At 52.5% G+C, this 23,202-nt stretch carries 18 protein-coding genes and 1 tRNA gene; 14 read left to right on the forward strand and 5 right to left on the reverse strand.

Translation table 11 applies throughout. The annotated features are described in order from the left end of the window. Positions 1 to 3 precede the first annotated feature (3 nt). Positions 4 to 1,803, forward strand: a complete 1,800-nt coding sequence (locus PRIO_RS04855; RefSeq protein WP_020426157.1) for an ABC transporter ATP-binding protein — start codon at positions 4 to 6, stop codon at positions 1,801 to 1,803. A gap of 1,036 nt (positions 1,804 to 2,839) precedes the next feature. On the opposite strand, the gene PRIO_RS04860 is transcribed toward PRIO_RS04855, so the two are convergent. Continuing rightward, positions 2,840 to 4,024: a nucleotidyltransferase domain-containing protein gene (locus tag PRIO_RS04860; protein WP_020426156.1), complete on the reverse strand. Its 1,185-nt coding sequence runs from the start codon at positions 4,022 to 4,024 to the stop codon at positions 2,840 to 2,842. A 266-nt stretch (positions 4,025 to 4,290) separates the two neighbouring features. On the opposite strand from PRIO_RS04860, the gene PRIO_RS04865 reads away from it, so the two are divergent. The 6 genes from PRIO_RS04865 to PRIO_RS04890 all read left to right on the forward strand — a co-directional run bounded on the left by PRIO_RS04865 (position 4,291) and on the right by PRIO_RS04890 (position 9,895). After that, entirely contained in the window at positions 4,291 to 5,073 is a 783-nt protein-coding gene (locus tag PRIO_RS04865) for a DUF1186 domain-containing protein (RefSeq protein ID WP_020426155.1), read from the forward strand. A 420-nt stretch (positions 5,074 to 5,493) separates the two neighbouring features. Next, entirely contained in the window at positions 5,494 to 6,729 is a 1,236-nt protein-coding gene (locus PRIO_RS04870; RefSeq protein WP_020426154.1) for an MFS transporter, read from the forward strand. 24 nt (positions 6,730 to 6,753) lie between these two features. Then, the gene (locus PRIO_RS04875; protein WP_020426153.1) at positions 6,754 to 7,701 is read left to right on the forward strand and encodes a phosphotransferase family protein; all 948 of its coding nucleotides are present in this window, start codon (positions 6,754 to 6,756) and stop codon (positions 7,699 to 7,701) included. Positions 7,702 to 7,809: 108 nt separating this feature from the next. Further along, positions 7,810 to 8,250 (forward strand): HEAT repeat domain-containing protein, encoded by a 441-nt coding sequence (locus PRIO_RS04880; RefSeq protein ID WP_020426152.1) that lies wholly within the window; start codon positions 7,810 to 7,812, stop codon positions 8,248 to 8,250. 90 nt (positions 8,251 to 8,340) lie between these two features. Then, complete coding sequence (locus PRIO_RS04885) at positions 8,341 to 8,937, forward strand: hypothetical protein (RefSeq protein WP_020426151.1); 597 nt, start codon at positions 8,341 to 8,343, stop codon at positions 8,935 to 8,937. Positions 8,938 to 9,010: 73 nt separating this feature from the next. Next, the gene (locus PRIO_RS04890; RefSeq protein WP_020426150.1) at positions 9,011 to 9,895 is read left to right on the forward strand and encodes a CPBP family intramembrane glutamic endopeptidase; all 885 of its coding nucleotides are present in this window, start codon (positions 9,011 to 9,013) and stop codon (positions 9,893 to 9,895) included. A gap of 100 nt (positions 9,896 to 9,995) precedes the next feature. Here the strand turns inward: PRIO_RS04890 and PRIO_RS04895 are convergent, their stop codons facing one another. After that, positions 9,996 to 11,537 carry an acetate--CoA ligase gene (locus PRIO_RS04895; protein WP_046506442.1) on the reverse strand — a complete coding sequence of 514 codons (1,542 nt, stop codon included), beginning with the start codon at positions 11,535 to 11,537 and terminating at the stop codon, positions 9,996 to 9,998. 330 nt (positions 11,538 to 11,867) lie between these two features. Here PRIO_RS04895 and PRIO_RS04900 point away from each other — a divergent pair, with 330 nt between their 5' ends. From PRIO_RS04900 to PRIO_RS04910, 3 genes are all read left to right on the forward strand, one after another. Then, complete coding sequence (locus PRIO_RS04900) at positions 11,868 to 12,776, forward strand: hypothetical protein (RefSeq protein ID WP_020426148.1); 909 nt, start codon at positions 11,868 to 11,870, stop codon at positions 12,774 to 12,776. A gap of 99 nt (positions 12,777 to 12,875) precedes the next feature. After that, on the forward strand, positions 12,876 to 13,400 hold the full coding sequence (locus PRIO_RS04905) for a GNAT family N-acetyltransferase (protein WP_020426147.1): 525 nt from the start codon (positions 12,876 to 12,878) through the stop codon (positions 13,398 to 13,400). A 127-nt stretch (positions 13,401 to 13,527) separates the two neighbouring features. Further along, on the forward strand, positions 13,528 to 14,244 hold the full coding sequence (locus PRIO_RS04910) for a stalk domain-containing protein (protein WP_020426146.1): 717 nt from the start codon (positions 13,528 to 13,530) through the stop codon (positions 14,242 to 14,244). A 79-nt stretch (positions 14,245 to 14,323) separates the two neighbouring features. On the opposite strand, the gene PRIO_RS34675 is transcribed toward PRIO_RS04910, so the two are convergent. From PRIO_RS34675 to PRIO_RS04920, 3 genes are all read right to left on the reverse strand, one after another. Further along, positions 14,324 to 14,449 carry a DUF4023 family protein gene (locus tag PRIO_RS34675; protein WP_020426145.1) on the reverse strand — a complete coding sequence of 42 codons (126 nt, stop codon included), beginning with the start codon at positions 14,447 to 14,449 and terminating at the stop codon, positions 14,324 to 14,326. Between the two features lie 102 nt (positions 14,450 to 14,551). After that, entirely contained in the window at positions 14,552 to 15,379 is an 828-nt protein-coding gene (locus PRIO_RS04915) for a WYL domain-containing protein (protein ID WP_020426144.1), read from the reverse strand. After that, positions 15,366 to 16,688, reverse strand: coding sequence for a helix-turn-helix transcriptional regulator (locus PRIO_RS04920; protein ID WP_020426143.1), 1,323 nt, complete (start codon positions 16,686 to 16,688; stop codon positions 15,366 to 15,368). The genes PRIO_RS04915 and PRIO_RS04920 overlap by 14 nt, the downstream gene beginning before the upstream one ends. Before the next feature lie 171 nt (positions 16,689 to 16,859). On the opposite strand from PRIO_RS04920, the gene PRIO_RS35920 reads away from it, so the two are divergent. The 4 genes from PRIO_RS35920 (at position 16,860) to PRIO_RS04935 (ending at position 23,195) form a co-directional block, all read left to right on the forward strand. Continuing rightward, positions 16,860 to 16,939 (forward strand) — tRNA-Lys (locus PRIO_RS35920). A gap of 328 nt (positions 16,940 to 17,267) precedes the next feature. Continuing rightward, entirely contained in the window at positions 17,268 to 18,767 is a 1,500-nt protein-coding gene (locus PRIO_RS04925) for a TROVE domain-containing protein (protein ID WP_020426141.1), read from the forward strand. A gap of 1,082 nt (positions 18,768 to 19,849) precedes the next feature. Continuing rightward, positions 19,850 to 21,676: a sensor histidine kinase gene (locus PRIO_RS04930; RefSeq protein WP_020426140.1), complete on the forward strand. Its 1,827-nt coding sequence runs from the start codon at positions 19,850 to 19,852 to the stop codon at positions 21,674 to 21,676. After that, positions 21,669 to 23,195, forward strand: coding sequence for a response regulator transcription factor (locus PRIO_RS04935; protein WP_020426139.1), 1,527 nt, complete (start codon positions 21,669 to 21,671; stop codon positions 23,193 to 23,195). Before PRIO_RS04930 ends, PRIO_RS04935 begins: the two co-directional genes overlap by 8 nt. The last annotated feature ends 7 nt before the right edge of the window (positions 23,196 to 23,202 follow it).

The raw sequence follows: 23,202 nt of genomic DNA on the forward strand, positions 1-23,202 counted from the left end.
TCCATGCAAGCGATAATGTATTACATCCGGCAGCTTCAGCGCTTGTCCGGAGTCAAATTATATCTGAATCTGCTCGGTATGGTGATCAGCGGCCTGCTGGAGAGCTCTGCCGTACTGCTGCTGGTGCCCATGCTGGGCATGGCCGGGATTCAGCTTGGCGGGAACGCAGCAGGCATCGATCTCCCTATGTTAGATTTCATATCGGAGCTGCCGCAGACCTCTGCGCTAGCGCTGGTGCTTGGCGCGTATGTGCTCATTGTACTCTGCCAGAATCTGATCTCCCGTTTTGTCGCCATCCGGAACGTGGACATTCAGCAGAGCTACAGCCGGCAGCTGCGATATGAAGTGTACGGCGCCCTGCTGCGGGCCGAGTGGTCTTTTTTTCTGAAAAAGCGTACTTCGGACCTCATCAATGTAATGACGACTGAGCTCGCGAGGGTGCTTGCGGGAATCAGCAGCTTTTTGCAGTTCCTGACTTCGCTGCTGTTCACGCTGGTACAGATCGGCTTTGCGTTCTGGCTGTCTCCCCAAATGACTCTGGCCGTCCTGGTCTGCGCCGTTCTGTTGTCCGTATTCTCCCGTCGTTTCATCCGCAAGGCGAAGAGGCTGGGCAGCCGCAGTTCCGAGCTGGGCAAGCAGTATCTGGCCGGGATTACGGATCAATTGAACGGCATCAAGGATATCAAAAGCAACAATCTGGAGGGCTCCCGGCTGAGCTGGATGCATGAATTCACCGATGAGGTCAAAAAAGAGCAGCTGGATTATACGCGGCTGCGCACGAATTCCCAACTGCTGTACAAAATGTCGTCCACGCTGCTGATTGCGATGTTCATCTTCGTGTCGTTCCGCTTCCTGCATGTGGAGGGGCCTTATCTGCTCCTGGTCATTCTGGTGTTCGCCCGTCTATGGCCAACCTTCTCCTCCCTTCAGACCCTGCTGGAGCAGCTTGCTTCCGTGCTGCCTTCCTTCAAGATACTGCAGCAGCTGCAGGAGGAATGTCTGCAGGCTGCGGAGCATGGCGCGCACGGTGAATCCGGTGTTGTGCCTGCTCCAATGGCATTGAAGCATGGTCTCGAAGCGCGTGATGTGAATTTCCGCTACAACCCGCAGGAGGAGAATTATTCACTGCGCGGTGTGGACGTGGTGATCCCGGCGAACCGCATGACAGCCATTGTGGGACGTTCAGGTGCCGGAAAAAGCACACTGGTGGACCTGCTCATGGGACTGATGCAGCCGGAATCGGGCGAGATTCTGGCAGACGGAGAGCCGGTTACAGGGGAGAGGCTTCTGCCTTACCGGCGTTCCATCGGCTATGTAGCGCAGGACCCGTTTCTGTACAACGCGACGATCCGTGATAATCTGACGATGATCAAGCCGGATGCGAGCGAGGCTGAGCTCTGGGAGGCGCTGGAGTTCGCCTCGTCGGCTGACTTCGTCCGCAAGCTGCCGCAAGGACTCGATACGCTGCTTGGCGACCGCGGCGTCCGCCTCTCCGGCGGAGAACGGCAGCGCCTCGTGCTGGCGCGGGCGATTATCCGCAAGCCGTCGATTCTGGTGCTGGACGAAGCGACGAGTGCGCTGGATACCGAGAACGAGAAGCGGATTCAGGAGGCGCTGGAGCGCCTGAAAGCAACAGTTACGGTCATCGTCATTGCGCACCGCCTGTCGACCATCCGGGGCGCCGACCAGATCCTGGTCATCGACCAGGGCCGGGTCATCCAGCAGGGAGTGTATAGTGGCCTGGCCTCCGAAAAAGGCGGCATGTTCAACCGCCTGCTCAGCAGCCAGGAAGAGGCGATGTAGCCTATTGCGATCTGGAGTTAGGTGGAATTAGGCGGTACTAGTTAGCAGTCTTGTGAGTGCTAAGTAAGCTAGGTACAGTGCGTAGTGTTGTGAGTGCTAAGTAAGTTAGGCATGGTGCGGAGTCTTGTGAGTGCTGAGTGAGCTAGGCATAGTGCGGAGTGTTGTGAGTGCTAAGTAAGCTAGGTACAGTGTGAGGTCTTGTGAGTGCTGAGTAAGTTAGGCATGGTGCGGAGTGTTGTGAGTGCTGAGTGAGCTAGGCATTGTGAAGTGTTGTGACTAACTAAATAAGTTTGGTATAGTGCGGAGTCTTGTGAGTACTGAGTAGGCTGGGTACAGTGCGGGGTATTGGAAGAGTAAGGTATGTTACCAATATTAGAGGTTCGGCTTAGTTGGGCTCTTTGATTGCATTTCGTGCAATAGATTCCGCTCCAAAGGAGCAGAAACTGCATTCTATTGCACTTTGTACAATCAAATGAGGGCAAATGGCCTCAAAAAGGCAAAAGTAAAGGATTCTGCTGCACGAAGTGCAATAGAATCCTTTTTTGCGTGCAGAAAGCAGAAATCTGCTGCACATTCTGCAATAGATGCAGCAGGAGCGTGCGCCTGGCTGCACATTCTGCAATAGATGCGGCGGGGGCGTGCGCCTGGCTGCATTTTCCGCGATCCGCGTGCCGATTTCCACGCGCCAGTCGCCTGCCTTCCGCTATAGTTGTATTTTATACAGTTAGAATAAGCTGTAAAGGCTTATTTCAAGGTATAGTTGTAGTTTGTGCAATTAAAAACGATGAAATGAGGCCGATTAGTCGGTATCAGCCTATGTAAGTGTACAGAATGCAGTTAAAGCCTCGCTGCCTCAATAAAGTGAAGTTTTAACTGTACAAAGTGCAATTCACCCACTTACTAAGGGCATCGAGGCGATTGACAGCGGAGTAAGTCCCGCCCACCCGGCCTCGAAGCCACGAAGGCCAGTCGCCCGCTCTCCTGAGCTGCGAAGCCACGAAGGCCAGGCCGCTCCAGCCTTCTACCCTGAAGCCTCCTACTTCTCCTGGCCGCTCACCTTGCGCCAGGTCCATAAAAAGGGGCGCAAAGGGAAATAAAGCACATGCAGCGGCTTTGGCAGCGGCAGTGTCTTGGCATCCACCGCATAAGGGTACAGGAAGCCGGCTACATACAAAAACTGATGCCAGCGCGTCAGAATTGCCGGCTGATAATATTTGTAATGCCGCTCGGCCTCAGGCTCTAGGGGAGGGTTATGGAGATTGATCATGCGCGCCACATAGAAAAGCGCCAGCTGGGCAATCCGCCGGGCCTTAGGCCGCTTCGTGAAGCCCTCCAGAGCGGGCTCAACCGGCGCTGCCAGCAGATCGGCAGCCAGAAGCAGCGTCTGGCCGCCAACATCGGCGTAATTATACTGCTGTATGAGTCCGGCCAGTTTGCCGGAGTCGGGCTTTTGCAGCAGCAGCTGACGGATATCCAGCAGCCATCTTAGCCTCGACCAGCCGTGGCGTGCGCCATGGGCCGCCAGAAAAAGAAACAGGTCTTCGCTGCCCAAATAATGAACATTCTGCCCGAAGTGGCTGCTGGTCCGCGCACATTTCCACAGCTCGTCGAACTCCGGTTCCTTGGAAGGGCCGGGGCTTAGGCGCCAATGCACCTCCACCTTAATTCCTTTGTCCGGATGATTGAACGTGGTATGATGCTCCCGCCATTTCCAGTCCCCCAGTATACTTTCGAAGTCTTCCTCCTTCACATAGCCGAGACGGACCAGCAGCGCTTCGGTTTCGGCCAGTTGTGCCATCGGCACCAGAAAATCAAGGTCACGGGAGGTCCGCAGAGAAATGTCGCCATACAGCTCCTGGGCAAGCACCGGTCCTTTCAGGAACAGGGAACGTATTTGCAGCTTGGAAAGCTCTTCCCCGAGATAGCCCATTTCCCCGCTGAGCTGGAGCATCTGAACGGTGTTTTTCCGGTACTCCCATTTCAGGCGCTGGGTAACCGCAGACGGCACATGCTCTTCACGCATCCGGCTAAGCTTAGGATATATATAAGGAAATACACGATGATGCAGGGACAACCGTACCCATAGCTCCCAGTCGATATCCGTGAATAATTGCGGATTCCGTTTTGCCGTTTCATCGATGTCATCAGTTTTGAGCACTTCAAGAAGAAGCCTCAGTTCCTTGGAAAAGCTTTTTTTATCCAGGGCATACCCGTCAGTCATAGGAAATCTCCTTACTTGGATTTGTACAGCTTCCTTCAAAAAAATGTTCGGTTTAAAGAACGCACTGTGAGCGTACCATCGAAACCCGAAATTTGTCAATTTCCCGGCTGATGCCAAATTTAACATCCTGAATTCCTGCGGAATCCCTCTAGAAAGTATATAACATTACAGATAGACTATTGACGCAGGCAGCGTGGTTGATAGACTAGGAAAAGTACTTAGAAATACTAAGATAGGCAAAATATCTTTTCCCTGGAGGGATCAATATGCAACATCTATTAGATTCTATTAAATACAACAAGGATCGCCGGTTTCCCCGCGAAGAGCTGGAGGAGATCATTAGCAGAAAAGAGGAGGCCATTCCCCATCTGCTGGAGATTATGCGTGAACTTCAGGCACATCCTCAGTTGGCGGAGGACCCGGCGCGCTTAGATTTTATGTACTCTGCTTATCTGCTTTCGCAGTTCCGTGTCACGGCATTATTCCCTATTCTGGTTGAGCTGTTCTCGCTCCCGGAGGAATTATTAGATATGATCTTCGACGACATTCTGACGGATGCCGGAGGAAGAATGCTGGCATCCGTCTATGATGGCGACCTTTCTTTGTTGAAGAGGCTGATCGAAAATGGAGAAGCCAGTGAATATGCCCGGGGGCAAGGGCTTCGGGCGCTTACTATCCTCGTATATGAGGGCCAAATCTTAAGGGAGACGGCAATAAGCTATGTGAAAGAGCTGCTGACAAGTAAACGTGTGGATTCTGATTACTATTTTTATGCGGAAATTGTGTGCGATGCAGTTGATTTGTATCCCGAAGAAGTATACGCAGATATTGAAAAGCTGTATGAAGATGAGGCACTTGACCCCTATGTCATCCTTCTGGATGAGGTGAAGGCCACCCTGCAAATGAGTCAAGCCGAAGCGATGCAGCGCAAAAGTACCCAAGAGTCTTATCAATACATTAATGATATCCATGCCGAGATGGAAAACTGGGTGTGCTTCCAACCGGAAAGCTCAGGGAAAATAGAAATGCTGCGGGAAATAGGAGGATGAAATAGCCCATTGCCCCCAGGCTCGACAAGAGAAGGAGAACTGGGGGCGATGAAGAGACGGTACTAAGAAAAGGGATGGAGGGGAAGTTTGGATACTTACGGAGCGAATGCGTCCGCTTAAAAGCTTTCCGTAGGAAAGCTTGCTGTCTTCAGCATAGGCAGTCTGCGGATTTCAACCGCGGTATCAATTGAAGAAATCTGCAGATGGGCAGCGGCCGGAAGTCCAAACATTCTGCGTAGTCCCGACGAAGTCCCTAATGTAAAGATCTTAAGTTCACACCGCAACCTCAACACTCGTTACACATACCCTGGTCAGCCTCTTATATCCTGAAGTCCGGAAGAGCCTTTTCCTTTTCCAAAACTCCCCAATCTATGCTAAGATAACTGCAAAATATCCGGAGATAGGAGTGTTCCTCTGCCCATGCCTTCGAACTGGAAAAAGAACATTGTGCTCTTTCTGACCAGCCAGACAGTTTCTTTATTCGGCTCTTCATTGGTACAGTATGCGATCCTCTGGTATATCACACTGAATACCCAGTCCGGTCTTATGATGACGATTTCGATTATTTGCGGGTTTGTGCCGACGTTTCTGCTGTCTCCGTTTGCCGGAGTATGGGCAGACCGGTACAGCCGCAAGCTGCTGATTATCCTCTCCGACTCCTGCATTGCGGCTGCGACGCTGGTTCTGGCGCTGCTGTTCCTGATGGGCTATGACGAGATGTGGCTGCTGTTTGTGGTGTCTGCGGTGCGAGCACTCGGAACTGCGGTGCAGACACCGGCTGTAGGTGCAATACTGCCCCAGCTCGTGCCGGAGGAGCACCTTACGAAGGTAAACGGAACCAATGGGAGCATTCAAGCCCTAATTATGCTGCTGTCCCCGATGCTGAGCGGCGCGCTTCTCACCGTGGCTTCCATCGAGGTAATCTTTTTCATCGACGTGATTACGGCGGCGCTGGCGGTGGCTGCGATGCTGCTCTTTGTGAAGGTGCCGCTGCATGCCAAGGCTGCCGGAGAACAGACCCTGAGCTATTTCAACGACATGCGGCTGGGCTTCAGCTATATTAAGCAGCATAACTATATCCGTACGTTTTTTATGTTTATGGCCTTTTTCCTTGTATTGGCTGCCCCGGTTGCTTTTTTGACCCCGCTGCAGGTCACACGGACCTTTGGCGATGATATTTGGCGGCTTACGGCGATCGAAATCGCGTTCTCCATCGGGATGATGCTTGGCGGTCTGATCCTGGCCGGCTGGCAGGGCTTCCGCAACAGAGTGTATACGATGACGATGTCTTCACTCGCTATTGGAGTATTCACGTTTGCACTGGGCGTTATTCCCGTGTTTTGGATTTACCTGCTCTTTATGGGGCTGGTTGGTCTGGCGATGCCATTCTTCAATACCCCTTCCACCGTGCTGCTGCAGGAAAAGGTGGAGCCGGATTATCTGGGCAGGGTATTCGGCGTGCTGGGCATGATCTCAAGCTCCATGATGCCGCTCGGGATGCTGATCTTCGGACCGCTGGCCGATGTGCTGAAAATTGAATGGATGCTAATGCTCACGGGGCTGCTCATGTTCATTCAGGGCTTTTTCCTATTGGGCAGCAAAGTGCTGGTAAAAGCGGGTGAACCTGTGCCGGCGGAAGCGGACGTGAAGCAGTGAAATACAAGGAGGCAGAACATAATTATGGATGATATAAGCGGAATACCGGGAGCAGAGTCGTGGACAACGGTCGAGCCTGTGCTGAAAGGCTGGTCGAGTGACCGGAAGTTCTTCGTTCAGGACCAGGCGGGGCGCAGGCTGCTGCTAAGGCTCTCGGCAGGCAATACGTATCACCGCAAACAGCAGGAATATGAAGGCATTCAGCGGTTTAACGGGCTGGATTTTCCGATGTCCCGGGCTGTCGATTTTGGATTATGCGGTCTAGGCGAAGACGGGGAGCAGTCCGTTTATATGCTGCTTACATGGGTGGATGGCGTCCCGCTGGAGGAGTGTCTGCCTGGACTGCCGCCGGAGGAACAGTACCGCCTGGGTGCAGAGGCCGGAAGAATATTGAAGCAGATGCACATGATCCCGGTTGAAGAGGAGCTGCCTCATTGGGAAGCAGACATGCAATCCAAAATCCTCTCAAGAATCAGGGAATACGAAGACTGTCCCTATCACCTGGAGGGGGACCAGCAAGTGATCGCCTTTGTCAGAGAGAATATCGGCCTGATCCATAACGTGGAGAAGGTGTACCATCACGGCGACTTCCATGTCGGCAATTTGCTCTACACCCCTGAAGGAAAGATTGGTGTGATCGATTTCAACCGCTGGGATATCGGGGATTATGCGGAGGAATTCTACAAGCTGCAGATCTTCGACAGAGAGCGGAGCATCCCGTTTGCGGCAGGTAAGCTGGAGGGCTATTTCGGCGGACCGCCGCCGGAGGCCTTTTGGAAAAGACAGGCACTGTACGTGGCGTATACTTCGCTGTATTCCATCAAGTGGTCGATTCCCTACGGCGCAGCCGATATTCAGGACATGATGGACCGCTGCCGCCTTGCGCTGAAGGATTATGATGGTTTCCGGAGATCTATTCCCTGGTGGTATCCGGGAACCGGAAGTAATATTTTGTCCAAAAGATTGAAATGAAGGAGTCCGGTACGGTAGAATTGCATTTATAAGCTGCGCCTTGGTTGGTTCATAATCCCGGGCCTGCGATACAACCAGCAGATTTAACCAAGAAGGGGATTGTAACGTTTGAATAATGAAGAATTGAACAACGGGCTGCCGGAGAATTACGAGGAACTGAAGAAGGCTGCCGGACGCTCCGCCGATTGGAGAGCGCGTCTTGAGGCCGTGGAGGAGCTTGGCCGCTTCAACCACAAACAAATTATTGATATTCTGAATCGCCTGATGGTCAGCGATCCTGTATATACCGTCCAAGAAGCTGCATACGAGAAATTGAAGGCCTTCGGTGAAGAGGTTACAGTGCCGTCGAAGAACAAGGCGGAGCTGTTCAGAGGCATTTCCAAGATTGTGCTGCGCATCAAGAAGAGTCTTCCGCGGGACCATTCGTATGAAGAGTTCAAGGAGAAGCTGAAGAAGATGCGGATTGACGTCTACGACGCCTATGAAGGCGAAAAGGGCGAGAATTTTGACGCCTGGCTGCACAAATTATGGGCTTCGGCCACTAAATAGGTTATGCAATAGAGCGGAGAGACGGGGAAGATTCCCTATCGCTCCGCTTTTTTTGGCGATACCCAAATCCAATCAAACAAAGGAGATCATATGTATAAATCTTCAGCTACTGAATCATTAATACGATTATTTCAGGAATATCTTGAACTGTCTGCCCGGTTGCGCCCCGATTATACCGCCAGCTTAGGGAGCGGACAAGGAGAGGGGCAGCCTGCGGTCAGCGACATCGTGCCGGATGCGCCGCAGCTTTTGCAGGCCATTTACAGCCAGGTTTCCGGTACAAGCAGCGATGAAGAAGAACCTAGTCTGATTGAGTTCATTCCGGGCTACCGGCTGATTCATATTCAGGAGTATGCGCAGGAAGTTAAGGTGCTGGAAAGTATTCTGGAGGAAAAGGGCTACAGCGGCGGCGGAACTGTACTGCCCGTTCTGACCAATTACGGAAGTGATTTTATCTGTTATTACCAAAGTGAGGACGGAACAGAGCGGATCTGCGATCTGCTGCATGACTACGGCGACCTGGTTGTGATGTACGATTCCCCGGAGAAGTTCCTGGAGACTCTGTGTGAATTCTACAAGCAGGAAGTTTATTTTTTGGATGAGGAAGGTTATCTGGACTGCGATCTGGTGCTGGAAGGGGAAGTTGGGGCAGCACTGAATCCGTCGGCAAACTATTGGTCGGAGTAATTTTGCAGATCTTGCAGTGCTCCATCCCTTTTAAACTGTCTAATGGTCAGATTAATTAGGGAAGGTGAACGGGATGCATTACATATTCCGCAATAGAAAGCGCCAGCTGCGGGCGGGGTGGGAGCTTCTGCTTGTAGCCGCAGCTATTTTTATGCTTACCATGCTGATGTCCTTTGGTTTATCTCTGCGGGTGAATTCCAGACAGCTGTTTGATCCGGATGGCTGGGTACAGGTATTCAAATCAAGCGGGCTTTACATGCTGATCGTCGTTTGTTTCATAGTACGTGTTATCCGGCGGCAGCCGCTCAGCACTATAGGCCTGACACGGCCGGATGTGAAGCGGTTCGCGCAAGGGCTCCTGAGCGGTGCTCTGTTAATGGCTATTATTGTTATGGTCCTATGGGCGCTGGGGAATGCGGTCTTTCAGAATGAGGGATGGACGCCCCGGTTCAGTCAATTGGACCTGCCCGGCCTGGTGCTCACTGCATGTATAGCGGGAATCTGCGAAGAGGCTTTATTCAGGGGATACATCCAGCATTTGCTGACCAGCCGTCTGGGAACTGTGTGGGCTGTAGTTATAACCTCTGTCTTATTCTCGGCGGCCCATATGGCCAATCCAGGCTATAACTGGATCAGTGCCTTGAATATTGTGCTGATTGCCTTGATTTTTTCGTGGGCGACCCTTCGGGCAGGGAATCTGTATTTTGCAATGGCACTGCATCTCTCCTGGAACCTGGTTCAGGGCTATGGGTTCGGTGTCTCAGTCAGCGGAAACATCCAGCAGGGACTATACTCCGTGATGCTGGAAGGGCCGGACTGGATTACTGGCGGAAGCTTCGGTCTGGAGGCGAGCATCCTGACGACAATCCTGCTTGGATTAATCTGTGCAGGCTTGCTGCTTGTGCCTGTGATGAAGCAGCGCGGACGAACGCAGCAGACGAAAATTTCAATTCGTTAATTAGAGCCATTCAGAAATATAAGCCAGAAGGAATAAAACGGGTGTCATCCAGAAGGATGGCACCCGTTTTATTGAGTATTCTCCGTGTCTTCCGCAGCTGTTATTCCTGTGCAGCCTTCTTTTCCTGGTCCCGCAATTCCACGCGCCGGATCTTGCCGGAGGCCGTTTTGGGGAGATCCGCAATAAATTCGATTTTGCGCGGGTATTTGTAAGGCGCGGTCCATTCTTTGACATGGGACTGCAGCTCTTTTACCAGTTCAGGTGTACCGGCACTGTGGTCCTTCAATACAACAAAGGCTTTAACCACCGAGCCGCGAATTTCGTCAGGGCTTGCTACCACGGCGCATTCCTTGACCAGTGCATGTTTCATCAGGGCTTCTTCCACTTCAAACGGCCCGATGGTATAGCCTGAGCTGATGATGATATCGTCGCCCCGGCCTTCGAACCAGAAATAGCCGTCCTCATCCTTGCGTGCCCGGTCTCCGGTGACAAAATATTCCCCATGGGAGCAGTTCACCTTGCGTTCAGGGTCCTTGTAGTAGTTCTTGAACAAGGCTGGCATGCTTAAGTGTACGGCAATATCTCCTACGACGCCCGCAGGCAGGGGGTTTCCCTCCCCGTCAATGACCTCGACAATGCCTGGAGCGATGGATTTGCCCATGGAGCCGACCCGGATCGGCTGATCCTTGAGCGCCGCGATGATCAGTGTGCTCTCCGTCTGCCCGTAGCCGTCCCGGATGGTAATGTCAAAATGCTCCCGGAAGGTGTTGATGACCTCCTGGTTCAGCGGCTCGCCTGCAGATACGGCGCAGCGCAGCTTCGACAGATCATAACGCGCCAGACCTTCAGTTTTGGCCATCAGGCGGTACTCGGTCGGCGTGCAGCACAATACCTGGATGCCTTGATCCTGGAGCAGCTGCAAAAAACGGTCGGGGTGGAACGGCCCATTGTAGACAAAGCCGGTTGCGCCGTTGCCGAGAACGGTCAGGAAAGGACTCCAGATCCATTTCTGCCAGCCCGGTGCGGCTGTGGCCCAGACTGTATCGGATTCCCGGATATCCAGCCACAGGGACGACACAATTTTAAGATGAGCATATCCCCAGCCGTGCGTGTGTACCACAGCTTTGGGATTACCCGTGGTGCCTGAGGTATATGCCAGAATGGCGATATCGTCGCGGCGGCTGGCAACGGCTGGGAAGGATTCCGGCTGGCCTTCCATCAGGCCCTCCAGGCCGGCCCATCCGCTGCCAAGCTCTTCTTCCTTGCCGCCAACAGCGAGACGGTAATCGAGCGCAGGCAGATCCCCGGTGATTTTATTAACTTCCCCGGTCACTTCAGACCAGACAATGACGGCTCTGGCTTCGGAATGGCGTAGCCGGTAGGCCAAATCCTTGGCCCGCAGCATTTCGGAGGAAGGGATGACGGCAAGCCCCAGCTTCAGGCAGGCCAGATAAATAACGTAGGCAATAATACGGCGCGGGACCATAACGAGCACACGGTCGCCCTGCGTAAGGCCCAGCCCGGACAATCCGCCCGCCAGGCGGTTGGCCTGCTTCATGAGGTCACCGTAAGTGATTTCTTCGTAATTTCCGTTCTCCTGCAGCCACTTCAGCGCAATCCTATCGGCTGGATGATGCTCCATTTCCGAAGTGAGATTGTAGAATTCAGGTGCAATCCACTGCTGATTGTCCAAATGAATCTCTCCTAATGTAAACGTGATGGTTTTTTTCAATAGGTATAGTATAGCACGTTATCCTAGTACCAGATGCTAAACTGGAGGAATCATAGTAGAGAATGTTCTGTGTACGGTTCCTCAAGTACCTTTGAAGGAGTACACGAAAGAACAGCCGCCTGTTTCAAGGAGGAATGGAATCATACAAAGTTGAAACCACTTGTCCGTAGCAGCCATCTATAATAGTGGAATCAGTGTACAGACAGTCAGACAGTCATTAAGGAGGAGAGATCATCCGCTATGCATCGAAAAGAAACCTTCCGGCTGGCAGCAGGGCTTGCCGGCTTGCTAGCAATAGCCTTAACGGCGGCCTGTAGTGGCGGTCAGGCGGGCACTGTTCATCCTGCAGCAGAGGCTTCAGCCGCTCGAATTGGCTCACAGGGCATGTCTAGCTCCAATGCTCTCCCCACTCCGGCAGCCTCTGCCGAACCCGCAGCACAGGGGAATTCCGCCGTCCCATCTTCCGCTGCCCCGGCCAGTTCAGCCAGTCTTCCGGAAGTACGGCATTCAGTCTCGATTGATCTGCAGGGGAAATCTTATGTTTTTCCTGCCGGAATTCCGGGAACGGAGCGGTATAACTTCGCCACAGTAACTGCCAAGGGCATTGTCTGGTCCCCTGCGCCGAAGCTGGAAAGGGAGGGAAGCAATCCGGTATGGATTCCGCTTGAACCTTTCAGTCTCTATCTCAGTGACCCGGCCAATCCGCAGTTGGGCATCTCCGCAGCCAGGAAGCTTTTTACACAGCCTCTGCCGGAGAAGTCTAATGAATATACGAAGCTGGGCAGCCTGCGGGGGGTTGGTGATTATGTCATATACCATACGTATACGATGTTTCGGGGCGGTGCCCAGGCGCTTAAGAGCCAGGCATGGGCGATGAAGATTGGCGATTCTGCACAGCCCGCCGAGATTCTTTCGTTCCACGCAGCCGGCGGCTATCTCTACTTTTGGGGAATAGAAGAACAGGAGAAGCTGTATGTTTCGGTTAGCCAAATCCCTGGCAATGCAGATGGAAGCTATACCTATGAGGTGTATGTATACTCCATGGCGGATAAACGTAAGGAGAAATTGCACAAGTTCTCTCTGAAGGGCAGCCAGCTTAAGTTCAGCTTTCATAATCAGTCTTATGAGGTGAAGCTGCAGCAGGGCTAACCTCCCCGCGATTTTACCAAGCCCAAGCCCAATTAAGGGTAAAATATATTAGGACCCTGAGCCAAGAAGCGGCAACGATCCAGAAAGAAGGGAAAGACTATGAACTCTACAGCGTTTGACGAGATATATGCAATTATGGAAGCTTCCTTTCCTGACAATGAGTATAGAACCTATAGCGGACAAAAGGGATTGCTGAGCCTTCCCCGCTACCGGCTGTACACCGAGCGCGGTGCGGATAACCGCATCCTGGCTTTTCTGGCCGCATGGGAGTTCCCGGAGCTGAGGTTTGTTGAGCATCTTGCAGTCAACCCGGACATCCGCGGGGGCGGCATCGGCAAAAAGCTGATGCAGGATTATCTCGTTCACTCGGACAAACCCGTTGTGCTGGAGGTGGAGCCGCCGGTGAATGAGCTGGCAGCGCGCAGAATCGGCTTTTATGAACGGCTGGGTTTTCACCTGAATCCCTTTGATTATGTGCAGCCCCCACTGCGGAAAGGGCAGGCGGAGCTGCCGCTGCTGATCATGACTTATCCCCGTCCGGCAGCGCAGCAGGAATTCCGGCGGTTCCGGGATATCCTCTACAGCGAAGTCTATAACATACCGCATCCTGGCCGCCCCCGTTAACTGCGGATTCTGCTTAATCGTTGGATGTACTTCTTTACAATCACGATACAAGTTGGAAACAAGTTCATGATTAAATGAACTATAGCAAGGGACCTACAACAAACGAACCTATAAGGAGACGATAATAATGAAAAGCAAAAAAATGATCATAGCAACCATGGTATTCGGAATGGCAGTCACCGGCTCAGCGGGGGTGTATGCAGGGACCAATCTGCAGAAGATCAGCGCCTACCTCAACCACAGCATCGGGTTCAAAGTAAACGGAGCCGCGTACACACCGGTAGACAATAATGGAAAGAAGCTTGCGCCAATCACGTATAATGATACAACTTACCTGCCTGTCCGTGCGATGGCGGATGCGCTCAAGGTGCCGGTAACCTTCGATCCTTCAACCAATCAGGTTGTACTGGGTTCTGGAGCGGGAACAACGACGCCGGGTAACGGTTCAGCGGTCACATTAGCTGCCGTTCAATACAGTGCCGCCCAAAAAGAAGCCATCACCAAGGCATTTTCCGCCTTCCAGGGCTTCGAAACTGCCTATGCGCCGCTGCAAATGACCAGTGGGGACAGCTTCCAGAAGGTGGCCGGAGGCTCCGATGGCGTCAGATTCCTCTTCAGCCATATGAGCGTGGATATCTCGCCACGGGATTACGCTTATGAGTACGATGGCACGACAGTAAAGCTTTCGACCGGGGCTGCCGGCAAATGGTATACGCCTTCGGATATCCCGATGCTGACCTTTAAGCTGGATGACCGTTATGTTACTCTCAGCTCGCCGGACAAAACGCTGAGCAAAGCCCAGCTTGAACAAGTAGCGGCAGGTGTAGCCAAACTAAGCAAATAACCAAATTGCTGCACAGTACGATGAAAAGGGGATGTCCGTCCAAGCCGACCGGCTTGCGGGCATCCCCTTGTGCGTTGGACTATTTATTCGTGCCGTGCTGCTTGGTGGCCAGTTTGGCTTCCGGTGAGCCTTTGCCGCGGCGCTTGTTTTTCTCCGCCTTTTTCATGTTCTCCTGAAACTTTTCCACGAACTCGTGAGTGTCCATTGACATCCTCCTAAAAGTTTATAAGCTGCGACAGCATGCACTTTAATTTTTGTGAACCGTATTTCTCAGACCTGCTGTTACTGTGTCCACTTTTGCGGAGGATCATTCCTGGCCTGGCCGTGTCTGATCCGGGGAGGCTTGATAAAGGGCCAGTGCCTTCAAAGCGGATTCCCGCATGCGTTTTTTTAGCCAGCTCCCTTCCACGATCCTTACCCGTTTGCCCAAAAAGCGCATTTTGGACAGGACATATTCCCCTTCATTGCCCAGATAGGTTAAGGAGATGAAATAGGTGTCCTTTTCCTCATCATACCGGACTTCCTTCTCAAAGCAGGAAAAGGCGTAGAGAATCCGCGACAATTCCTTGTTGTAGCCGGGGAGAACTTCAATCACGACGCTCTGTCTGCGGCTTTCCAGAATTCGCTGAATCTCAGCTTGAGTCGTGCGGACAAGCTCAGGAGAGGCCGGGATTTCGCATACTGCTGCTATTTTTTGGAGCCGGATGCTCATAAAGTCGCGGCGTGTCCAGCTGTACCACAGCAGATACCATTCCCTTTTGACCATGGAATATTCCAGGCGGTAGGGGAGACCGGACTGCTCCGGTCCGGGTTGCCCGTTGGTCAGGCCAAAACTCACCTGAATGCCTTGGTGATGCTGAATACTGCGGCGCAGCACGCGCACCAGCGGATGATAGACCTGTACCTCTGTGGTCGGAGCCTTATGGATCAAATCCTCTGCGATCTCCATAGCCTCTTCCTGCTCCACCAGCGACCTCAGCTTATCAAGCGTCACCCCGGAAAACGCTTCGGCCGCAGACGGATGGCCCAGCATCAGCTTCAGCCAGGAGCGTTCATGTGAAGTTGAGAGAAAGACACCGGTATCCTCCATACGGGAGATGACGCGGTAATTAAAGATTTTCTCAAAAGGATTCATAGTAGTCCAGAATCTCCTTCCATTCGGCCACCAGCTCCTCACGGAGCTGTCTTGGAGCCAGCACTTCACAGCTTGAGCCAAAGCTGCGCAGCCAGGGTTTGATTTCTGTCGTTCCGTTCACAGTGATTTCATAGATGAAAAAGTGCAGAGCTTCCTCTGTAATCGTCCCCCACTGCCCTTGCAGCAGCACACGCTCCTTCACAAAATTACGGGCGGAGTCCCTGCGCTGCGGATTGAGGAATTTGGCACGGACAGTAACGGGACGCCCGGTGTCGATCAGCCAGCTGGTGGAGATTTTCTGCTCCAGAGCAGATTTTTCGGCCAAGAACAACTCTTCGGCAACGGTCTCACCTGCTTCAATTTGCATCATGCCTTCCAGCCGGTATTTACGGATACCCTGGTGTTTGCTATGGGTGAGTAAATACCATCTGCCGTACTGATGATCGTAGACGATCTTGAGCGGCAGCGCTGTTTCAGTTCGGCCGCTGGATTCACGCTCGAAAAGGGGATTGGTGTTTTGGGAGGCATAGCTGGTGCTGGCTTTTGGTGAGAAGTAGAGAAACTGAACTTTGCGGCGGCCCCTGATCGCTGAGAGCAGTACAGACAAGTGGGCTTCATCCAGAATTCTGGAATAATAATGGTATTTATATAGAAAAGGCTCAATCGCCTGCTTCTCCTCATCCTGCCGGACCAGCTCTTTTTTCAGACTGTCGCGCAGCAAATAGCCTTGGACAGAGGGCAGCTGGGTATTGGCCATAATATCCACGAAGTCGAACAGATCCAGCAGTTCCTCCCTGGACAATTGCCTAACCAGATCATTGTTGAGCCGGTAGCGGTAAGGGCGCGGACCTGCCCCTTTGACAATCGCCCCTACTTCCTCCAAATATTTCAGATCGCCGCGGATCGTTTTTTCATCGGGAAAAGCGCTGTCCAGGTCCAGTCCGCTGCAGCAAATGTCCAGCAGATCTCTCATGCTCAGCTCTTGACTGTCGTTCAGGGCAGCAAGAATCCGTGAGATTCTCAGACTTTCGGTTTCCTTGAGTGACTTGGCCTGAAAAAGAAACAGCAGCAGAGGATCGGCGGATTCATAGTAATTAGACCGGAACGCATCGGTGAAGACTTGGCCTTGTGCTTCCGGCGGCTGTTCCAGCAGAGTGTTAGCGACTTCCTTCAGCTTCTTCAGGGTTTTATCGAAGGTATGGACCGAGATGCCGAGACGTTCGGCAAACTGCTGGCGGCTGTAAGCACCGCTGGTCAATACCAGCATCCGCAGAAACTGGATTTCCTTATCAAAGCTTTCCTTGGCCATGGCAGCCTCCGATCATACGTAATAGACAGCTAACTTCTATTGTACCAGCGGAGGCAAATGGAGAAAATGGAGAAGTTTCTCTGTAGTCGTAATACTTCCGCCATGTTCGCCGGGAAGAAAATAAGCGAAGATGAATACAAGAAAGCCAAAGCTGCAAAGCGGAGCTGACTTGAAAAGATTCTCCGAGGCGCACGGACGGGGTACTTCGCCTTTTAAGCGACCTGTCGCTGGTTCGACTCCAGCTTTCTTCAATAGAAGGAATAGCTCAGTGGTAGAGCAGTCTGTGCCTGTCCAATCTTGTTTTCCTCGGAGGATCAGGCTAGACGCAAAGCGAGGCGTCTGAAAGGGATCCTTCGACTATTAAGGGAATAGAATTGACAGTGCCTGATGGCACTGACAGGCCTTTTCAACTCTATTCCTCGCTTTGTGCAAACCATCAAGCCGGTGAGGCGCCGGGTCGGGTTACTTCACACTCCAACGTGACCAATGAATTACCCTGGGCAATACGGCAGGTTCGACTCCTGCAAGACACCTGTCCCGCCTTTTCCTCACCGGCATTGAATTTAGGAGGTTATGAATATGAGCTTTGCTTCCAAGCTGTTTAGTTCCAAGAAGCCAAATGCCCGGAACCAGGAAGGGTATCCTGCTTATACGCGTTCTGTGGAAGAGCAGTATCTGCAGATGCTTTTAACTAACACAATGAGTAACACGTTCTATGCCGACCAGCAGGAGCTTCTAGATAATGCGGCGGAGCTGCATGAGCAAATGGCCCTTGAACAGCCGGAGTTTATGGCTAAAGCGCTGATCTATGCCCGCAGCGAAGGGTTCATGAGACTTCAGCCGCTGTTCGGGCTGGCGGTGCTGTCCGGCACCCGTCCGGATGTGTTCGCTAAAGTCTTCAAGAAGGTTGTGCAAATCCCGTCAGACCTGTCCGATTTCCTGACGATCCTGCAAGGATTGGGACGCGGGGAGGGGGGCCGTGCGGTGAAGCGGCAGGTCAATCTGTTCCTGGCGGGAATCAGCGAATACTGGGCGCTGAAATACAATGGCCGCGGCCGTGGCCGTGGCTACAGTCTCGGCGATGCCATTGCCACGGCTCATCCGAAGCCGGCCGATCTCAAGCAGCAGGCCTTGTTCCGTTACTTGCGCGGCCAGGAGGCTAATCTGGCGCTTCTGCCTCAGGTGGAAGCCATGGAGAAGCTGAAGCAGGCCGGGTCTGCCGAGGAGCAGATCGCCTGGATCGAGCGGGGCAAGCTTCCTTACTCAGCCGTAACGGGGGCGATCAAACCTTCACAGGAAGTCTGGAATGCCATCCTGTACCAGATGCCGACGTTTGCGCTGCTCCGCCATTTGAATACGCTCTTGCGGTCCGGCGTGCTTGCAGATCAGAAGAACTTGGATTATGTTGTGGGCAGGCTGGTGGACCAGGATGCACTGCGCAAGGCAAGAATTCTGCCTTTCCGTTTTGCCACGGCGTTCCGTCAGGTCAGCGAGCCCGAGCTTCGGGATGCGCTGAGGGAAGCTGTTGACCTGACTTTTGACAACCTGCCAGACATGGGAGGACGAACCGCGATATTTCTCGATATTTCCGGCTCGATGCAGGGGGAGTACTTGGAGATTGGTTCGGTATTTGCGCTGGCTCTCTATAAGAAAACCCAAGGGAAGTCGCTGTTCTGGCTCTTCGACACCGCCGTTGCGGATGCCAAGCCTTCCCGGCGGGACAGCATTCTCGGGCAGGCCGAACGTATACATGCCCGTGGAGGAACCGATACCGGCGCACCGGTCCGCAAGCTGCTGGAGCATCGCACCAAGGTGGATCAGATCATCATCATCACCGATGAGCAGCAGAACAGCGGCAGCCCGTTCTACCAGCAGCTCAAGCTGTACCGTAAGAAGTTGAATCCCGATGTTAAGGCATTTGTCGTCGATATCGCACCTTACCGTCATGCCATGGTGCCTGAGCAGGATGAGCAGACCTATTATGTCTATGGCTGGAGTGACACCGTGTTATCCTATATCGCCCAGTCAGTGCAAGGATATGGGTCAATGACAGAGCGGGTGGCGGCGATGGAATTATAAGGTAAGGCTGTAAGCGTTGGAAGAGCAAGCCGCTCCTCCGGCGCTTTTTTTGTTATTCAGGAAATTATGATTTCCCTTCCTTGTGGATAAGATGTGTATAAAGTTGGGGATAAGTAGACGGAATTCGGCGAATTCACTCAAAAGGGTGGAAATCAGCCGGATTCGATAGCCTTTTCCAACTAGTGCTTGCGAAGAAGCAGGTGAGCAGTGCTAGTTGGAAAAAGGGAGCCTATTTTTCCCAAAAATCAATAATTATGAGATTTAAGTGGAAAAAGGAAACTTAATGGGGTCATATTCCTTCGTCAGGAGCGAAATGAGCTGAATTAGTTACCCTTTTTCCACTTGTTTGTCTTTTTTAGATGGGGTGAAAGCCTTAATCTTTAATTTGTATAGTAAACCTTTAGATTTCACCCTGTTTACACATCTGGCCTTATCTTATTGTTGAAATAGAATGATGGAACGTAGGAGCAGCAATATAGCGGGGAAAACTCAACTCAACGTATAAACTATCTGACATATTGAACCAACGTCCCCTGTCCGGAGTGGACTGAATAACAACAGAAATGCCGTTGTTGGGCGCGCCGCGGCCGGGCCTGGGGGAAACAACGGCAAAAATGCCGTTGTTGGGCGCGCCACGGCCGGGCCTGGGGGAAACAACGGCAAAAATGCCGTTGTTGGGCGCACCGCGGCCGGACCTGTGGGAAACAACGGCAAAAATGCCGTTGTTGAGCGCACCCTAGCTTCCCGCCCTAGCCTCCCGCCCTAGGCCTCCCCCTGGCCCCGGGCATGGTTCATTCCTTAAGGCCAGGACTTTTTCCGGAGTCTGAACAACCTGCGGTCTGTCCGAAAGAGCCGATACACCGGGCGGGCTGTATTTTTCATAAGCAGACCTTTGTTCCGGCATAAGCCCCGGAGTCGCGTCAACAATGATCTTACTATTTGAATGAACAGGCGCCGTCCTTGTACAAGAACAGCCCGGCCGTCTCTCCCTGCGTGATATAATGTGGCAATCTGGTTAAAATATAAGGCTTAGGTGTTGGAATTTAAACACGCGGCTGCATGAGTAGGAGGAATAGGACATCATGCTGTTCCCGGGGAAATGGTACAAAAAGCATTTGAAGAACAATCTGTTTATGAAGATCATTCTGATCTTCTCCATTATAGCTGTGGTTACGACCATTACATTCTCCTACCTGATGTTCCTTCTGATGTCGCAATCCGTTGTGCAAAGACAGCTGGAAATCCAGAAACGGACCGTGGAGAGCGTAAATGACTATATGCAGCACAAATACAATGCCGTGCAGACGATGATGCGCGATGTGTACCGGGACAGTGAACTCACGGCCAATACATCCTACCTGCTGGAGCATCCCTACCAGGATTATGTCACCTACCGGCTCGACCGGTATCTCAATGAGACGAGCACTACCACGGACAGCGTGCAGTTTTTCCGCAACCAGCTGGAGGATGATCCCGATATCCGCAGGCTGCTGCTCTACAGTTCTGTAAAACAGCAGCTGTACGTATTCAATGACCGGGAGAATTTCAATATTATCTCCACCAACGCGGCGCATTCCCTGGTGCCGGATGCATTGTACCTGGAGGAAGCCAGCAGTGTGACGCTGCCGAATATCTGGGTCCGCAAAACCATCTCCCTCTCCGATTCCCCCATGTTTTCCATCCGTGTGCCTATCAATGATAAGCAGTCATTGCGCAATATCGGCCAGCTGCTGGTCTTCTACGATGCAGATCATATCTGGAAGAGCATGGGGGATTACAAGGATGATTTCAAAGGCGATATTATCGTGCTGTCGGCGGACAATGATGTATTGTTTGACAGCTCCGGGACATTCTATGGCAAGAAATATCCATATCCCGAGCAGATCGAAGCCATCTATGCGGATGGTGAAAAAGTGAACGGCATGCTGATTACGAAGCTGACGCATACGCAAGGCGGTTTTACCGTGCTCAGTGCGGTGCCGGAGCGGGAGCTTGCCGCAACTTACAGAGGCCTGCGCAACATGATTGTGATCATTTGCCTGATCTGCATCCTGTTCGCGGTGATTACCCCGTCGCTGTTCATCAGTAATTTTGCCACCCGGGCGCATAACATTATCCGCTTTACCCGCAAGGTAAAGAACGGAGATCTCGATGCCCGTATCGCGGATGTGAAGGAAGATGAGCTGGGCCAGATTTCCAAAAGCTTCAACGATATGCTGGACGAGCTGAACCTGTACATCGACAGGGTGTTTAAGGCAGAGATCAAGCAGAAGCACAGCGAGATTTCGGCGCTTGAAGCCAGGGTCAATCCGCATTTTCTCTACAACACGCTGGAAGTTATCCGCATGCGCGCTATTTCACAGGGGGCGGCGGATGTCGGAGAGATGATCTACAGCTTATCCGTTTTATTCAAAAGCTATGTCCATCCGAAGGCGAAGCACACTATGAAAGACGAGCTGGAAGCCTGCCGGCTGTATCTGGAGCTGTTCCGCATCCGGTATAAGGACAAATTTTCTTATGAGCTGCATTGCCCCAAGGAACTGGAAGGACGGGTTGTACTAAAAATGTCGCTCCAGCCTATTGTTGAGAATTATATCCTTCACGGTATGCGGACAGACCGCAGCGATAACCATATCTCGATTCATCTGGCGAAGGAAGGTGTGATTCTGCGCGCCGTGGTTACTGATAACGGCCGTGGCATCAAGCAGGAGCGGCTGGAGCAGATTCAGCACGATCTGCTGGATAAGGACAGCTCTTCAGAGTCCTTTGGCCTGCGGAGCATTAATGAGCGGATGAAGCTGCTGTATGGGGAACCGCACGGGTTAGCGGTTGATAGTGAAGAAGGCAAGGGAACGACTGTGACTGTATGTTTCCCGGATCTGGGTGAGGAGGAGCCAACCTATGTATAAGGTATTCATTGTAGATGATGAGCCCTTTATCATTGAGGGTCTGTATGATATTGTCGATTGGGCCGGAATGGGCATGGAGATTGTGGGCAGGGCGGAGAATGGGCAGGAAGCGCTGGAAGCTCTGACCTCGCTCCGCGCGGATATTCTGATCACCGACATCTCCATGCCGCTGATGAACGGGCTGGATCTGATCCGTGCCGTCCGCAAGCTGCAGCCGGGGATGAAGGTGATTATCCTCAGCGGGTATGATGAATTTGGCTATCTCAAGGAAGGAATGACGCTCGGCATTGAAAATTATCTGCTCAAGCCGATCAATCTGGAGGAATTCAAGGCTACACTGAGCAATACCGTGGAGAAGCTTCATATGAGCAGAGTGGAAGATGAGCTGAATGCACAGAGCATTTCTATATTAAGAGACAACATTATGCACCGCTGGCTCCGGGAACAGATTGGGGCGAATGAATTCCGGGAGCGCTCGGAGCTGCTCGGCATACAGCTGGACAAGCCGCTGCTGCTGGCGGCACTCCTGCGGCCGGGGAAAGCGGCTGTCGGCGGGGAGTTTTTGAAGGCGGTTTCGGATGCGCTTGGGGACAGCAGGTCTGCCATTCTTTTTCAGGATATGGAAGGGGATACGGTGCTGCTGCATGGCTTAAGTGAATACCAGCGCGGCAAGGAGGAGGTTGACCGCTGCCATGAGCGGCTGGCTATGCAGCTGCCGTCCTTTCACCCGCTGCGCTTCTCACTGGGTTCTGTCGTGGAGACGGAAGGGGGAGCCGCACTAAGCTATACCCAGGCCAAAAAAGCCCAGGAATATTTCATGCTTTTTCCGGAACGGACCGTGATCTGCTATGAGGAGATTGAGCACCGCAGTGAAGCGGGCGGCCGCGAGGTTACGCTGAACTGGGAGCAGATGCAGAAGCTGATTCTGGCCAAGGATAAGGAAGGGCTGCTGCAGCGGATTGACGAGCGGTTCGAGCAGCTCCGGCATATGGAAGGCGTAACCCCGGAGATCCTGCAGGATTTCTCGATGGAATGGATGATCCGCTTCAAGATGCAGGTGAAGGAAATCAGGCACAGCGAAGAGCCGGAGATATACCAGGAGGGCTTCCGCAGACTCCGCGAGACAACCTCGATTCATGAATGGATTCATATTCTGAAGGAAGCTGCCGCGCTTACGATTGATCTGCTGATCCGCGATGTGAAAAGCCCGGTCGTGCAGCAGGTGCTTAATTTTATCCATGAATCCTACGCCGAGGATATTTCGCTGAAGACGCTCGGGGCACAGTTCAACATTCACCCGGTATACCTGGGGCAGCTGTTCAGCAAAGAGGTGGGCGATACCTTCACCGAATATATCAACCGTTACCGGATTGAGAAGGCCAAGGAACAGCTGCGGGGAACCTCCTCAAAGGTCCACGAGATTGCCAGGAATGTAGGCTATTGGGAAACGGGATATTTCTATAAGCAATTCAAAAAATATGTGGGAATTTCCCCTACTGAATACAAAGGACTTGTGTAGCGGCTGT

Source organism: Paenibacillus riograndensis SBR5, assembly GCF_000981585.1.
Lineage (GTDB): Bacteria > Bacillota > Bacilli > Paenibacillales > Paenibacillaceae > Paenibacillus_AQ > Paenibacillus_AQ riograndensis.